Raw genomic sequence first — 15,371 nt, 5'->3', positions numbered from 1 at the left:
TGGGAAACGCCAGAAAAAAGGAGTAGTGAAAGAATGAATCAGATTAGAAAGCGTGCACAAGAGAAGAGGGAAGAGATCTGCAGGGACAGAAGATACCTGCATCAGAATCCGGAAATCGGAATGGATCTTCCCGGGACGGTTTCCTATATCGGTGAACGTCTCTCAGAGATGGGAATTAAATGGAACTTCTGTGGAGGAGAACTTTCGGAAAAAATGACTGCAGATTATATGGAAGCAGGATTTCCGGAGATGAAAAAAGCAGTAGGAATTACGGCAGTGATCGGACAGGGAAGTCCGTGTATTCTTTTAAGGGCGGATATGGACGCACTTCCGATCCGTGAGGAGACGGGCCTTCCGTATTGTTCTACGAATGGATACGGACACATGTGCGGACATGACAGTCATGCAGCCATGCTTCTTGGGGCCGCAGGAATTTTGAAAGAAATGGAGAGTGAACTTTGCGGATCCGTCAAGCTTTTATTTCAGCCGGGAGAAGAGACGGGCGCGGGGGCAAAGATGATGGTCGCGGGAGGCGCCTTGAGAAATCCGGATGTTGATGCGGCTTTCGGACTGCATGTGCAGCCTCTTCAGGAAACAGGGCGGGTCGGTTACTGCAGAGGGGTAAATTCTGCATCGCTTGATACCTTTATTGTAAAAATCAAAGGAAAAGGCGGACACAGTTCCCAGCCTCAGATCTGCGTGGACCCGTTGATGATTTTGAATCAGGTATATCAGGCGGTCAACCTGCTTGTGACAAGAGAGGTGGATCCGGCTGCCATGGCAACTCTGACCTGCGGAGTCGTAAAGGGAGGAACAGCTGTCAATATCATTCCTGATACAGCAGAACTCCATATTGGAGTCCGTACTCTGGATTTAGGAGCATCGGAGCATCTACGCAGACGGATTCCGGAGGTCATTGACCATTATGTACGGGCCTGGAACGGGGATTATGAAATGACAGCATTTCAGACGCCGTGTACATACAGCGACAGAAAATTTGTAAAAGAAATGCTGCCTTTTCTAGAAGAGACTGCAGGCAGAGAAAATGTAGAGGAAATTCCGCCGATGAGCGGGACAGAAGATTTTGGATATGTCACAAGAGAAGTACCGGGAATGTTTGTGTTTATCGGGGCGGGAAAAGAGGGGAATGCCCCGCTTCACAATGCACACATGGTACTTGACGAGGAGGTTTTACCGATCGGGGCAGCCATCTACGCGGATGCGGCCGTGTCATGGCTGAAGAAAAAAAGGAACGAGGAGTAAAACATGAATCAGACCAGAAAAGGATCAAGAGGCTTTCATATGCCTCATGTCTTTATTATTTTACTTTTTATTATGCTGATGATTACAGCGCTTTCTTATATGATACCAAGCGGAAGCTACGAGAGAGTTGAGGATACACTCTCCGGCATGAACATCATTGATCCGGATACTTTCCGATATGTGGAAAATGAGAATCCGATTACGTTTATGAACTATTTCGAGGCTGTCTATAATGGATTTGTAAACGGTGCGTCGATTATGGGAACACTTTTTATCTGTTCCGGGGTGATTTACTTTCTTGAAGTGAGCGGCGCATTTGCGGCCGGCATCGAAAAGATTCTGCAAAAGACTAAAGGAAAAGAGTTTTCTGTCGTTTTCATTTTTTATACAATTTTTGTAATCTTCGGGGTTCTGGGTTATGGAGAGGCGGCATATCCGTTTTATCCGCTTGCCATCACAATCGGATTTGCTCTGGGATATGACCGGATGGTAGGAGCCGGTCTTGCGATTGTCGGAAGTACAGTAGGATTTACGGCCGGTCTGATGAATATGTTTACGACCGGAGTCGCACAGCAGATCGTAGGACTGCCGATTTTTTCCGGAATGGCCTACCGGTGTGCGGGACTTCTTGTGTTTTATCTGATCGGTCTGACCGGTCTTTACCGGTACTGCAGAAAGATCAAGAAGAATCCGAACACCAGTATTTTAAAAGAAGAATACCTTAGCCGGTCCGGAAAAGACAGAGAGGAAATCAAAGAGAAAATGACTGTTCCGAGAGTTCTTGGACTTCTTGCGTTTGGAATTGTCATTGTTGTTCAGGGGATCGGATGTACCCGGTTTGGGTGGTCATTCCCTCAGGTCGCGGCAGTTTATCTTATACTTGGTGTTGCGCTCGTGATTATCTTCCGAATGAATCCAAGTAAGGCATGTGACCTGTTCTGTCAGGGGGCTGTCCGTGTGTTTGGCGCTGCATTTGCGGTAGGACTTGCACAGGCAGTTATGGTACTGATGAATCAGGCATGCATTATGGATACGATTGTCCATGGGATGTCTGTTTTTCTGGAAAACAAAGGCCCGTTTTTTGCACTGCTTACCATCTTTGTATTTGTTACGCTATTTAATTTTTTTGTGGTATCCGGAAGCGGTAAAGCAGTTATGGTTATGCCGATTCTTCAGCCGCTTGGAAAGATTCTTCATATTAATCAACAGGTGCTTGTATTGACCTACCAGTACGGTGACGGGATTACCAACAGCTTCTGGCCGGGAGGAAGTCTTGTGCAGCTTTCACTTTGTAAAGTAGGATATGGCGCCTGGATGAAGTTCTGTTGGAAAATTTACGTGTCTATGATGGCAGCAGCATTTCTTCTGGTAGTGATTGCCAATCAGATCGGATACGGACCTTTTTAGTGGAATGAAATGGTGTGGAAGGAAGAGAGGATTGAAATGGAAAACACAGTTCAGATGAAAAATCAGATCACAGAGGGAGTGATCTGGAAACAGCTTTTAGTATTCTTTTTTCCGATTATGATCGGAACCTTTTTTCAGCAGCTTTACAATACCATCGATACGGTGGTAGTCGGACAGTTTGTAGGGACCAGGGCACTTGCAAGTGTAGGAGGATCCTCAGCCCAGATGATTAACCTTGTTGTCGGTTTCTTTACAGGGCTTTCTTCCGGAGCATCGGTCATTATTGCCCAGTATTATGGGGCCAGAGATGCAAAATTTGTACGGCAGGGAATCCATAACGCCTACGCTATCGCTATAGTCGGGGGAATCGGACTCAGTATTCTGGGAATTGTGCTGGCGCCGTCCATGCTCAGCATGATGAATACACCGTCCGAGATTGTACATGACTCGACTGTCTACCTCCGGGTTTATTTTTCAGGACTTGTTTTTACTTTTGTTTACAATATTGGTTCCAGTATTCTGCGGGCAGTGGGGGATTCCAGAACACCGCTTTATATTCTGATTGCCTGCTGTATTGTAAATATTGTTCTGGACCTCGTCTTTGTGATCGTTTTTCATGAAGGTGTATTTGGCGTTGCCCTTGCAACTTTGCTGGCACAGGCATTCAGCGCTGTGCTTGTAACACTGAAGCTGATGCGCTCAGAGGGAATGTTACAGCTGAAGCTTTCCAAAATCCGTTTTTACCGTACCGCGTTTATCGGACAGATTAAACTTGGTATTCCGACCGGAATAGAATCGATTCTGTTTGCGATTACCAATATCGCGATTCAGGCGTCTCTGAATTCCTTCGGGACAGATACAACGGCGGCGTGGTCGGCATATGGAAAGCTGGATGCTATTTTCTGGATGATTAATACAGCGTTTGGAATTTCCATTACAACATTTGTCGGTCAGAACTATGGAGCAGGAAAGACAGACCGCATTAAAAAAAGTGTAAAAGTCTGCCTTGGAATGGAACTTGTAACAGCTTTCGTGATGGTCGTGTTTTTGATTGCTACAAGAGGATTTCTGTTCCGTATGTTTACATCAGATGCCAATGTCATTCAGATTGGAAGCGACATGCTTGTTTTGATTGCGCCATGGTATATTGTCTATGTTTTTATTGAGATTCTTGCAGGAGCACTCAGGGGAATCGGAGATGTGATTGTTCCGGTTATCATTACGCTGGGAGGAATCTGTGTGCTTCGTATCGTCTGGCTTGCGGTTGCACTGAAAATCAGTCCGACGATTTCGGCAATTATTTTCAGCTATCCGGTGACCTGGATCCTGACCGCTGTGTTTTTTATCGGGTATTATTATTACAAGCATAAAAAGACTGGAATTGTTTAGAAACAGGAGGGATTATTATGAATGCATATGTACACAAAGTTCATTATTATGAAACTGACCGGATGGGGATCACGCACCATTCCAATTATATCCGCTGGATGGAGGAAGCCAGAGTGGATTTTCTTGACCAGGCGGGATGGGGATTTGACCGGATGGAGGAAGAAGGCATTGTATCTCCTGTTATTCACGTGGACTGTGATTTCAAGAAAACAACGACATTTCAGGATGTAGTCGAAATTATGGTACACATTGAAGAGTATAATGGTGTGAAAATGAAGATCGCCTACGAGATGAGCTGCCGGGGAGAGCAGGTTGCTGTCGGACATTCCGGACACTGTTTCCTGGATCATGACGGCAGACCGATCCGGATGAAGAAAAGCTTTCCGGAACTGGATCAGATGTTCCGGGAGATGACAGAAGGGAGAAAAGAAGCATGCGTGAAATAAAAGTAGAGTGGTTTGGACATTCCTGCTTCAGAATTACAAAGGATGGATATGCAATTGTTTTTGATCCATACGAGGATAACAATGTACCGGGTCTGACACTGGAAACATTGCAGGCAGATGAAGTCATCGCAAGCCATGAACATGGTGACCACAATGCAAGGAAAAAGGTGGAGCTCCGGAGAGAGAAGAAAGACAGCCCGTTTCAGATGATCCGTCTGGAAAGTTTCCATGACGACTGCCGCGGAGAGAAAAGAGGGTTCAACATCATGACTGTTCTGGAATCGGAAGGAATCCGGATCGCTCATCTGGGAGATATCGGATGTATGCCATCCCCGGAGCAGATGGAAGTACTTACAGGTCTGGATGCAGTAATGGTACCTGTGGGAGGCTTTTATACGATGGAGCCGGATGAAATCAGAGAACTTTTAAAAGAGTTGGATCCGAAAGTCATCATTCCGATGCACTACAGAAGTGAGACATTCGGTTACGATGTAATTGGGACACTGGATGGATTTTTAAAAGCGGAAGACCCGGTGGTAACATACGATACCAATACGCTGATCGTCTGTCCTGATATGGAAAAACAGATTGCAGTTCTTTCCTGTCCGGAGCAGAAGTCATGAAGCGACTAAAACAGATTTTTCTTCCGGTCTTCTGGCTGATATTTCTTTTGACGGTTTCATCCTGTGGAAGTATTTCAGAAAATTCCCACGGGGAATCTGCCGGCGGTCTGGAAAACAAAACAGAGCAGATCGATACTGCCGTCCGGGAAGAAGCGGAAGCGCTTGTTGAAGAATTGCCGGAATACAGCGGCGAGCCCTATACTGTTGTGGCAGACAATGAACCGGATTTTTCAGATTCGGAACTTCAGACGGAAGCTTACGAAGAATACAGTGAACTGGATGAGCTTGGCCGGTGCGGGACAGCAAAGGCCAATATCGGAGAGGAATTGATGCCGACAGAAGACCGGGAAAGTATTTCGGAGATCAAACCGTCGGGATGGATCAATAAGGAATACGATGATGTGGACGGAGGGTATCTTTATAACCGCTGCCATCTGATTGGTTTTCAGCTGACCGCGGAGAATGCAAACGAAGAGAATCTGATTACCGGTACCAGATATATGAATACGGAAGGAATGCTTCCGTTTGAAAATATGGTAGCAGATTATATCAAAGAGACGGATAACCATGTTCTGTACGAAGTGACACCGGTTTTTGAAGATGACAATCTGGTGGCGTCCGGTGTTCTGATGGAAGCAGAGTCTGTGGAGGATGACGGGGCAGGCATTTCTTTCTACGTCTATGTGTATAATGTACAGCCGGGAATTGAGATAGACTATGTCACGGGAGAAAGCCGTGAAGCGGAGGATACACAGACAGAGGCAGGGACAGAAAACGGTCAGGCAGCAGAGGAAACTTATATACTCAATACAAATACAATGAAGTTTCATGATCCGGACTGTGCAAGTGTCGGGGATATGAAAGCCTCTAATACGAGGGAGTACAGCGGAAGCAGGGAAGATGTGATCCAAATGGGATACGATCCCTGCGGAAGATGCAGGCCGTAATCTGCCGCATCATTCTGCACTGGAATAACCGATCAGCCGGTCTGGTGTGTGCATGCTTGATACCAGTGCAAACGGCCATGGATCCATAGCCAAGGCCATATTGGACTGCTAAGAGAAAGGGACTGTTTGTCAGTCCCTTTCTTTCTGCTTCTTGTCAATATGTTCGTAGTAAAAAGCTTCCTGTTCCTTCCAATAGGCAGTATCTTTCTCGGTGATTTCCCGAATTACCCGGCATGGAACGCCTGCGGCGACGACATTGTCAGGAATGTCTTTTGTTACAACGGAACCGGAACCGATTACCACGTTGTTTCCAATGGTGACGCCTGGATTGATCACCGTGTTGCCGCCGACCCAGACATTGTCTCCGATATGAATCTCTTTTCCGTATTCCAGCTGCTTATTGCGGATGACTGGATCAATCGGATGACCGGCTGTGTAAATGCCGACTCTTGGACCGAAGAATACATTGTCCCCGATATGGACCTCGGCCACATCAATAATGATGCAGTCATAATTTGCATAAAAGTTTTCTCCAATGTAGGTATGGCAGCCATAATCCGTGTGAAACGGTGGCTCCACCCAGAAATGATCGCCGACACTCCCAAAAAGCTCCCGGAAGAGCGTCAGCCGTTCATCAGTATCTTCTTCTGTTGATGCATTGATGAGCCTGGTCAGTTTCCGGGCTTTTTTATTGTCCTTTGCCAGTTCTATATCCTTTGCAATGTATAAATGTTCTGACAGCATCAGTTCTTTTTCTGTCATGCTCTTTCCCTCCTTGGTATCATGAGTTTCTTTATAATAGTATCCTATGTCCGGATTTGTCAAGAGCAGTTCCGGCAGAAATTTTTTTGATGATGAAAGAAAAGAAAGCCTTTTTGATGCGCTTGACGGTAAAGTAAAATGGTGATAACGTAAATGTCAGAAAGGAGCGGTATATGATTCAGAATATAGAAATACGTGGGGCCAGAGTGCACAATTTAAAGAATATTGATGTAAATGTTCCGTTGAATCAGATTGTAGGAATTGCTGGTGTCTCCGGATCCGGAAAATCCTCCCTTGCGCTGGGGGTTCTCTATGCGGAAGGTTCCCGAAGATATCTGGAAGCACTATCCACCTATACAAGACGGAGGATGACTCAGGCATCCAGGGCTCAGGTGGATGAAGTACTGTATGTGCCTGCAGCTCTTGCGCTGCATCAAAGACCGTCAGTCCCGGGAATCAGAAGCACGTTTGGAACCGGAACAGAGCTTCTGAACAGTCTGCGTTTGATGTTTTCCAGGCTGGCCAGACACTGTTGTCCCAACGGGCATTATCTGGAGCCAACGCTGGAAGTCGCAGCAGGACATGAACTGACCTGTCCGGTCTGCAATACAAGGTTTTATGCTCCTTCTGCGGAGGAACTGGCTTTCAACAGCCAGGGAGCATGCCCGAAATGTGACGGAACAGGTGTGGTCTGGACAGTAGATGAATCTACGCTGATTCCGGATGAATCTCTTTCGATAGATGAAGGTGCTGTGGCGCCCTGGAAATCTCTGATGTGGTCACTGATGACAGACGTCTGCCGTGCTATGGGCGTCCGGACAGACCTCCCGTTTCGGGAGCTGACCGAAGAAGAAAAGGAGATCGTTTATCATGGCCCGGCGGTGAAAAAGCATATTTTTTATAAGCCCAAGAGCTCCGATCAGGGCGGTGAACTGGACTTCACTTATTTTAATGCTGTTTATACGGTAGAAAATGCCCTCGCGAAGGTAAAAGATGAAAAAGGTATGAAGCGGGTGGAAAAATTTCTAAAAAGAGATATCTGTCCCGACTGCCATGGAACCAGACTTTCGGAAAGGGCAAGAATGCCAAAACTGAATGGATATTCTCTCGATGAAGTCTGTACCATGACACTGAATGAAGCAGTGAAATGGGTAGAGCAGGTGCCGGATTCGCTGCCTGAATCCATGCGTCCGATGGCGGTGAGCATCTGTGAATCGTTCCAGACTTCCGCAAGACGTCTTCTGGATCTGGGGCTTGGGTACCTGTCTCTGGACCGGGCTTCTTCCACTTTATCGACAGGAGAACGGCAGAGAATGCAGCTTGCAAGAGCGGTTCGAAACCGGACGACAGGTGTTCTGTATGTACTGGATGAGCCATCCATCGGTCTGCATCCGGTAAATATTGCCGGGCTGACTGGTGTCATGCACGATCTGATTGAGGACGGTAACTCCGTAGTTTTTGTAGATCACGATACTCAGATTTTGAAGCAGGCTGACTGGTTGATCGAGATGGGTCCGGAGGCGGGAGCAAAAGGCGGAGAAATTCTGGCGCAGGGAACACCGGACACACTGATGAATCATCCAAAATCTCAGATTGGTCCGTTTTTATCCGGCCGTTCTGGAATCCGTAGATCCAAAAAATGTTCGGAAACAGAACTGTTTGATCAGGGACTCATTCATCTTTCAACGGATGCTATTCATACAGTCAAGCCATTGGAAGTGGATATTCCAAAAGGAAAACTCTCGGTAGTCACCGGAGTATCCGGATCCGGAAAAACAACATTGATACTGGAAAGTCTTGTTCCCGCACTTTCGGCCAATATTCAGGGGAGAAAGCTGCCGGAACATGTGAAGAAAATCCGGGCAGAAGGGATTAGTCATGTCAAGCTGATTGATGCGGCTCCGATCGGAATCAATGTACGTTCCACTGTTGCAACGTATGCCAATGTGCATGACGAACTCAGGAAGATTTTTGCAAAAACTCCGGACGCGAAGGAGAAAGGGTATAAGGCGGGAGATTTTTCCTACAATACAGGAAAGCTGCGCTGCCCTGTCTGCGATGGAACCGGAGTCATCAGCCTGGATGTACAGTTCCTTCCGGATGTAGATATCCCATGTCCGGACTGCCGGGGCACACGATATGCAAAAGAGGCGGAAACCATTCACTATCAGACAAAGACCGGAGAATCCTATTCGTTGCCGGAACTGATGGCGATGGATGTTCATACCGCTCTCACAGCCTGCAAAGATTTGAAGCTGGTCCATCAGCGCCTTCAGATACTGGAAGATCTGGGCCTTGGATATCTGACGCTTGGAGAGGAAACACCCGGACTTTCCGGAGGGGAGGCGCAGCGCCTGAAACTGGCAAGTGAGATGGGAAGAGCCCAGTCGGATTCGGTTTTTATTTTCGATGAGCCGACGATCGGGCTTCACCCGCTGGATGTAAATACTTTGATGGATGTGTTTCAGACCCTGGTTAATTGAAATCCTTACTGCAACATTGAAGTTGTAACTGCACATTGAAAACTTTATGAAGTTGTAACTGCATAATATCATGAGTAATTGCAACAGTTTTAAGCTGTTTTTCTGGCTTTGGATTGCCTTTTTTCGATTTTCCTTGTAAAATTTCTTAAAGGAAGACATGACAAAACACAGACTGCATTTTTTACTTTTCGCAGAAGTTGTAAATGCACCCTGTTTGTGTTACCTTTTTTACCGTGTCCTGTCTTCTCTAAAATTCCGGTTTACTTCTTAAACAAAGCCGGTGTAAGGGTTATGGAATCGGATGGGATCTTTTCAAGGCCCAGGAGGTTCGCAGTCTCCTGGCCGTAGATCTTGATAAAAAGATCTATAGGAGCCTGTCCGTTCCACTTTTTTCGCGGATAGGAATTGATGTGGTTCATCATTTCCCTGATCTCTTCTTCCGTATATTCATCCTTTGCATGATTTTTAGGTATGATATAACGGATCAATTCATGGTTCCGTTCACAGTTGCTCTTCTGATTTGTATTCATCGGGTCACAATAGAATACGCGGCACTGGATCTCTCCGGTCTCCATATCTGCTTCGATTTTTTCAGGATCGCTGAATTCGCTTCCCCGATCGGTAATAATAACCTGAAAAAGCATCCGGAACTTCTCATCTCCAAGTGCTTCCCTCAGCCGGCAGAATATTTCTGTTACTGATCCCGCTGTGTTGCGCTCTCTTAGGAACATGAGCTGTACGTCACAGTTGGTAAACAAGATTGTCAGCAGTGTCTGGCCGCCTTTGTGTATAACCACACTGTCCATCTGGCTGACTATGGCATCTGGATTCTGGCGCATATATTCTTCGCATTCTTCATAGCTGCGTCCGATATGGCATTTTCGATCTACCCTGAGAACCGGACCGCTCTTTTTACGTTCCGGCCTGCGTAGTTTCCTTCTCAGGTCTATATTTCTGGCATCCAGAAGACCTGCGTCAATATAGGAATAGATTGTCCGGTCCGATACTGGCAGCTCATCTCTGTAATGTTCACAGATAACAGGAAGTGACTGTCCTTTTTTTAGCAGCGGTGTAATCGTATCATTGATCCGATTTAATTCCTGCTCTGTGAGGGAGATTCCTTTCCGGGACTCCGAGAGCATCTGTTCATACTGCTGCTGAGCATACTTGGCATCATAGAGCATCCTGCGCAGACGGCAGCGAAGCCGGTGGTCACAGGCATTACATACAAACGGTGACTTTTCATAGTCTGTACAGAATTCTTCCTGATAATCAGGGCATCCTTCCTGGCATCGTCCACATGCTGTCTGGCACTGTTTCTTTCCACGAAAACAGCCTGAACGACAGTTCGGGATTCTGGTACAGGTACGATGATGGGCACAGTTGTTACCTTTGGAAGTGGAGACCAGTCTCCTGTGTGCTTTGATCTCTCTGCCAACAGTAGACCGATCCTTTCCAATGTTTTTGGCGATCTGTGCGATCTTCAATCCCTGCTGCAGACCTGCCTGGATAGTAAGCCTGTCATCATATGTAAGGTGTTTATTACTCATGGTTACCTCCAATCCGAAGACAGGACAAGGATAGTATACTGGAAAAAAGGCAAAAAGAAACCATGAAGTTACAACTGCAACTTCATGGCCCATATGCCTTGTAATTCTAACTGCAACAACCTATGTTGCAATTAATTTTTCAATTAACCTGTTTCAGACCCTGATCGATCATGGAGCGACTGTCGTAGTTATTGAACATGATCTGGATGTGATCCGATGTGCGGATTATATCATTGATATGGGGCCGGGAGGCGGCAAAGACGGCGGTACGGTTGTAGCGGCCGGAACACCGGAAAATGTAAAGACCAATCCGGACAGCCGGACCGGAGCTTTTCTGTAGCAAAGGCCCGGTGTCCAGTGAATGACAGGATATATATTAAGGAGGAAATCAGTATGAGTAAAAAGTTAGTAACCTATTTCAGCGCAAGCGGAGTCACAGAAGCAGTAGCAAGAAAACTGGCAGAAGCAGGAAATGCCGATCTCTATGAAATCAGACCGGAAGTTCCGTATACAAGAGCAGATTTGGACTGGACAGACAAGAACAGCAGAAGCACGATTGAAATGCAGGATTCTTCTTTCCGTCCGGCTTTGGCGGACAAGGAGGCGAAAGTTTCTGATTATGACGTGATTTTTATCGGATTTCCGATCTGGTGGTATACGGCACCGACCATTATCAATACGTTTCTGGAGACCTATGATTTCGGAGGGAAAATGATCGTTCCATTTGCAACATCCGGCGGAAGCGGAATTAAAAAAGCAGCAGAAGCGATACGAAAAGCAGTTCCAGATGTCGAGGTAGAAGACGGTAGACTGCTGAACGGTCGTTTAAACCAGTCTGATCTGGAAAGCTGGATGGGACAGTACTAAATAAAGGCGGAGAAAAGATAAAATGGCAAGTTGTGTTGAATTGTTGGATGCACTCCAGCACCGGGCATTTCATGATCCTAAAGTCCGGAGGCAGCTTCTCGCAACGAGACAGGAGAAAGATCCCTTTGGCGCGTTCTGTAGAACCTGCCGGGAACTGGGATATGAAATTTATGAGATGGATCTGATATGTGCGGGAGAAGAATTCCATGCGGCAATGAAGCGAAGTACCAACGGCGGAGGGGAAAATTCCCCGATGCTGGCGGGTGAAGACGATTTTTACGAGCTGTTTATGGCAGGTCTGGAGCAGGAATCGCAGTAAAAGGAGAAGATGATGAAAAAGGAAATAACAATTACAGATATCAAAGGAATCCGGATTGGACAGACGGAAAACAAAGAAGCAGGAACCGGATGTACGGTCATTCTGTCAGAGTCCGGGCAGGGAATGTGTGCAGGACTGGATGTGCGGGGAGGAGGACCGGCATCAAGAGAATCTGAGCTTCTGAAACCGCTTGCGGCAGCAAACGCGATTCACGGTATCGTCCTTGCAGGCGGCAGCGCTTTTGGCCTTGGCGCGGCTGATGGAGTGATGCGCTATCTGGAAGAACACGATATTGGATTTGATGTCGGAGTTACGAAAGTACCGCTGGTCTGTCAGGCGGATCTGTTTGATCTGACCGCGGGAGATGCTTCGATCCGCCCGGATGCAGAGATGGGATATAAAGCGTGCCTGAATGCAGAACGGGGAAATTATCAGGATGGAAATTTCGGAGCAGGATGCGGTGCAACCGTTGGCAAATTTGCAGGAATGGATTGCTGCATGAAGTCCGGAATCGGAAGCTATGCCGTTCAGATCGGGACATTACAGGTCGGTGCCATTGTTGCAGTGAATGCCCTTGGAGATATCTATGACTGGAAAACCGGAATGAAACTGGCAGGGCTTCTCTCGGAAGATCATCGGTCGTTCCGTGTGACAGAAGAGTTAATGTATGCCAGCACAGAAGTGGTGGAGAATAAATTCACAGGAAATACTACAATCGGAGTAATTATCACCAACGCAAAGTTTGAGAAGTCTGCGCTCTGCAAGATTGCCGGAATGGCCCATGACGGATACGCAAGATCCATCCGGCCGGTTCATACGACAGCAGATGGAGACAGCATCTATGCGGTATCCACAGGAGAAATCCTGGCAGATCAGGATCTGGTCGGAACACTCGCGGCGGAAGTCATGAGCGAAGCAATCATTAATGCTGTGAAGAGCGCTGAAAGCGCGTATGGATATCCGGGGTATCGGGAGATCATAAATGATCTGGCTGATACAAAGACAGAGTAAGGAGAGGCCTATGGAATATTTGGCACATGTTGATGGAGAAAGAAAGCAAACTGTCAAAGAACATTTAGAGCAGACCGCAACAATTGCAGGTGATTATGCAGACCATTTCGGGAAGAGAGAGTGGGGGTATGCCTGTGGTTTGCTTCATGATATTGGAAAATATTCGGATGCGTTCCAGGACAAAATTAAAAACAATACTGGAAAACAAGTAGATCATTCTACAGCTGGGATGAAAACTTGTTTTGAAGAAGGTCGATGGTATCCGTTCCTGGGATACTGCATTGCAGGACATCATGCCGGAATGCCGGACTGCGGGGGTTCATCCGACACTGGATCGGCACCTACATTAGAGGGGAGAAAGAAGAAAAAAATCGAAATCTACGATGCATACAAAAGTGAAATTGAAATTCCGGAATTGAGTGAACTTCCTTTTGATCCGCAAAAGACGTCAGATCCAGATTTTTCTATTAGTATGCTGCTTCGAATGATTTATTCCTGCCTTGTAGATGCAGATTTTCTTGATACCGAAAGTTTCATGTCGAATGGCGAGGTACAGAGAGATTCTGGAGAAAAGATGGAGATCCTTTTAGAAAGGCTGGAAACATATATTACAGACTGGCTGGGGAATAAGGAATTAGAGTCTGTAAATGGCAGAAGAACGGAGATTTTGAAACATTGCCTTTCTTGTGGAAAAAAGGAAAGAGGGGTGTTTCAACTCACTGTACCTACAGGGGGTGGAAAGACGATTGCATCGTTGGCTTTTGCATTAAAGCATGCTGTGAAAAATAAGATGGATCGAGTGATCTATGTTATTCCTTATACAAGCATTATCGAACAAAATGCAGAAGTGTTTCGGAAAATTCTTGGGGAACAGAATGTATTGGAAAATCACTACAATGTCGATTATGAGAGTACAGAGGAATTAAAGATGATGCAGCTTGCGGCAGAAAACTGGGACAAGCCGGTTGTTGTTACGACTAATGTACAGTTTTTTGAATCTTTATTTTCGAATAGATCTTCGAAGTGTCGGAAATTGCATAACATCGCTAATAGTGTCATCATTTTTGATGAAGCGCAGATGCTGCCAACAGACTACTTAAAGCCTTGTCTTGCAGTGATGGAAGAACTGGTAAATCAATTTCGATCAAGCATCGTACTCTGTACGGCCACGCAGCCGGCTCTGCAATCCCTGCTTCGGACGAATATAAAAATGACAGAACTCTGTCCGAGAGTACAGGAGCAATTTCGCTTTTTTAAAAGAGCATCTTTTGAGAATCTTGGAAAGATAAGAGAAGAAGAGCTGATAGAAAAATTAAAGGAAGAATATCAGGCTCTATGCATTGTAAATACAAAAAAGAGGGCGCAGAGTTTATATAAGAAAATGGAAGGAGATGGGGTCTTCCATTTGTCCACAACTATGTATCCAAAGCACAGGAGGCAGATACTGGAAACAATCAGAAAATGTTTGAAAGAAGGGAAACGCTGTATTTTGATTTCTACCAGTCTTGTGGAAGCAGGGGTGGATCTTGATTTTCGCTCTGTATACAGGCAGCTGTCAGGAGTTGACTCTATGATACAGGCAGCAGGACGATGCAATCGAGAAGGAAAACGAGATGTGGAAGACAGCATTGTCTCTATTTTTCAATTCGATCAAAAAGAAAATGTTCCGGGACAACAGCGGCAGATAGATATATCAAAAGTGCTGATTGCAGATGGAAAAGATATTTCGTCCCTGGATGGAATTCAGCAGTATTTTCATTCCCTTTATCATCTTGAGGGGACGAACCTTGATAAAAAGAACATTCTTGGGCTCTTTCAAAATAAAAATTATCAGTTCGCAACAGCAGCTAAAAAATTTAAACTGATCGAAGAAGATACAACGACAATTTTTATCAGTAGAGAGCCGGAAGCAAAAGAAATTCTTCAACAGATCAAAAACCAGGGATATACAAAGAGAACCATGCGAAGAGCAGGGCAATATTGTGTTCAGTTGTATGCCAATGATATAGAGAAACTTCGAGGAGCAGGAATGCTTCGAGAAATTTCGGGAGATATTAATGATTTCGTGGAGCTTGTATCAGAGGAACAATATACGGAAGACATGGGACTGGATCTGGGGATAGAATCCGGGACAGCAGTCTGGATGTAAATGATGGAGAAAAAGAGGCAGCGGTGTAAAAGTGGAATCCGAAGATTTCCAGACTTTTACACCGCTACTTTGCTTCTTGCGGCAAATATTATTATTTCAATCCACAGGAATTCCCTGACGAAAATAGTATACCAAATATATGTGAGAATTTCATT

The 15,371-nt window shown here is 45.9% G+C and carries 14 protein-coding genes; 12 read left to right on the top strand and 2 right to left on the bottom strand.

Annotated features, from left to right (window positions below; genetic code table 11):
* Positions 1-33 precede the first annotated feature (33 nt).
* The 6 genes from B5E64_RS11105 to B5E64_RS11080 are packed head-to-tail and all read left to right on the top strand — an operon-like array spanning position 34 to position 6,075.
* Positions 34-1,263, top strand: a complete 1,230-nt coding sequence (locus B5E64_RS11105; RefSeq protein ID WP_087168577.1) for a M20 family metallopeptidase — start codon at positions 34-36, stop codon at positions 1,261-1,263.
* Between the two features lie 3 nt (positions 1,264-1,266).
* The gene (locus tag B5E64_RS11100) at positions 1,267-2,670 is read left to right on the top strand and encodes a TIGR00366 family protein (RefSeq protein ID WP_087168576.1); all 1,404 of its coding nucleotides are present in this window, start codon (positions 1,267-1,269) and stop codon (positions 2,668-2,670) included.
* Positions 2,671-2,706: 36 nt separating this feature from the next.
* Positions 2,707-4,059: an MATE family efflux transporter gene (locus B5E64_RS11095; protein WP_087168575.1), complete on the top strand. Its 1,353-nt coding sequence runs from the start codon at positions 2,707-2,709 to the stop codon at positions 4,057-4,059.
* Positions 4,060-4,076: 17 nt separating this feature from the next.
* Positions 4,077-4,505 carry a thioesterase family protein gene (locus B5E64_RS11090; protein ID WP_087168574.1) on the top strand — a complete coding sequence of 143 codons (429 nt, stop codon included), beginning with the start codon at positions 4,077-4,079 and terminating at the stop codon, positions 4,503-4,505.
* Positions 4,493-5,128: an MBL fold metallo-hydrolase gene (locus tag B5E64_RS11085; protein ID WP_087168573.1), complete on the top strand. Its 636-nt coding sequence runs from the start codon at positions 4,493-4,495 to the stop codon at positions 5,126-5,128. Before B5E64_RS11090 ends, B5E64_RS11085 begins: the two co-directional genes overlap by 13 nt.
* The gene (locus tag B5E64_RS11080; RefSeq protein ID WP_087168572.1) at positions 5,125-6,075 is read left to right on the top strand and encodes a DNA/RNA non-specific endonuclease; all 951 of its coding nucleotides are present in this window, start codon (positions 5,125-5,127) and stop codon (positions 6,073-6,075) included. The genes B5E64_RS11085 and B5E64_RS11080 overlap by 4 nt, the downstream gene beginning before the upstream one ends.
* A gap of 129 nt (positions 6,076-6,204) precedes the next feature.
* Here the strand turns inward: B5E64_RS11080 and B5E64_RS11075 are convergent, their stop codons facing one another.
* Positions 6,205-6,837 (bottom strand): sugar O-acetyltransferase, encoded by a 633-nt coding sequence (locus B5E64_RS11075; RefSeq protein WP_087168571.1) that lies wholly within the window; start codon positions 6,835-6,837, stop codon positions 6,205-6,207.
* Positions 6,838-7,010: 173 nt separating this feature from the next.
* Between B5E64_RS11075 and B5E64_RS11070 the strand changes: the two genes are divergently transcribed.
* Entirely contained in the window at positions 7,011-9,320 is a 2,310-nt protein-coding gene (locus B5E64_RS11070) for an excinuclease ABC subunit UvrA (RefSeq protein ID WP_162610179.1), read from the top strand.
* A gap of 260 nt (positions 9,321-9,580) precedes the next feature.
* Here the strand turns inward: B5E64_RS11070 and B5E64_RS11065 are convergent, their stop codons facing one another.
* Positions 9,581-10,870: an IS30 family transposase gene (locus tag B5E64_RS11065; protein WP_087168570.1), complete on the bottom strand. Its 1,290-nt coding sequence runs from the start codon at positions 10,868-10,870 to the stop codon at positions 9,581-9,583.
* A 208-nt stretch (positions 10,871-11,078) separates the two neighbouring features.
* On the opposite strand from B5E64_RS11065, the gene B5E64_RS18645 reads away from it, so the two are divergent.
* The 5 genes from B5E64_RS18645 to B5E64_RS11045 are packed head-to-tail and all read left to right on the top strand — an operon-like array spanning position 11,079 to position 15,216.
* A complete protein-coding gene (locus B5E64_RS18645) occupies positions 11,079-11,210 on the top strand; it encodes a hypothetical protein (RefSeq protein ID WP_275532807.1) in 132 nt (43 codons plus the stop codon).
* 53 nt (positions 11,211-11,263) lie between these two features.
* On the top strand, positions 11,264-11,737 hold the full coding sequence (locus B5E64_RS11060; RefSeq protein WP_087168569.1) for a flavodoxin: 474 nt from the start codon (positions 11,264-11,266) through the stop codon (positions 11,735-11,737).
* A gap of 22 nt (positions 11,738-11,759) precedes the next feature.
* Positions 11,760-12,056 (top strand): hypothetical protein, encoded by a 297-nt coding sequence (locus B5E64_RS11055; RefSeq protein ID WP_087168568.1) that lies wholly within the window; start codon positions 11,760-11,762, stop codon positions 12,054-12,056.
* Positions 12,057-12,068: 12 nt separating this feature from the next.
* Positions 12,069-13,067: a P1 family peptidase gene (locus B5E64_RS11050; protein WP_087168567.1), complete on the top strand. Its 999-nt coding sequence runs from the start codon at positions 12,069-12,071 to the stop codon at positions 13,065-13,067.
* A 10-nt stretch (positions 13,068-13,077) separates the two neighbouring features.
* Positions 13,078-15,216, top strand: a complete 2,139-nt coding sequence (locus B5E64_RS11045; RefSeq protein ID WP_087168566.1) for a CRISPR-associated helicase/endonuclease Cas3 — start codon at positions 13,078-13,080, stop codon at positions 15,214-15,216.
* Positions 15,217-15,371 lie beyond the last annotated feature (155 nt).

Origin of the sequence: Drancourtella sp. An12 (assembly GCF_002160935.1) — a bacterium.
Classification (GTDB): Bacteria; Bacillota; Clostridia; order Lachnospirales; family Lachnospiraceae; genus Sellimonas; species Sellimonas catena.
Note: the sequence above shows the minus strand (reverse complement) of the source record. Positions and strands in the feature narration are given on the sequence as shown.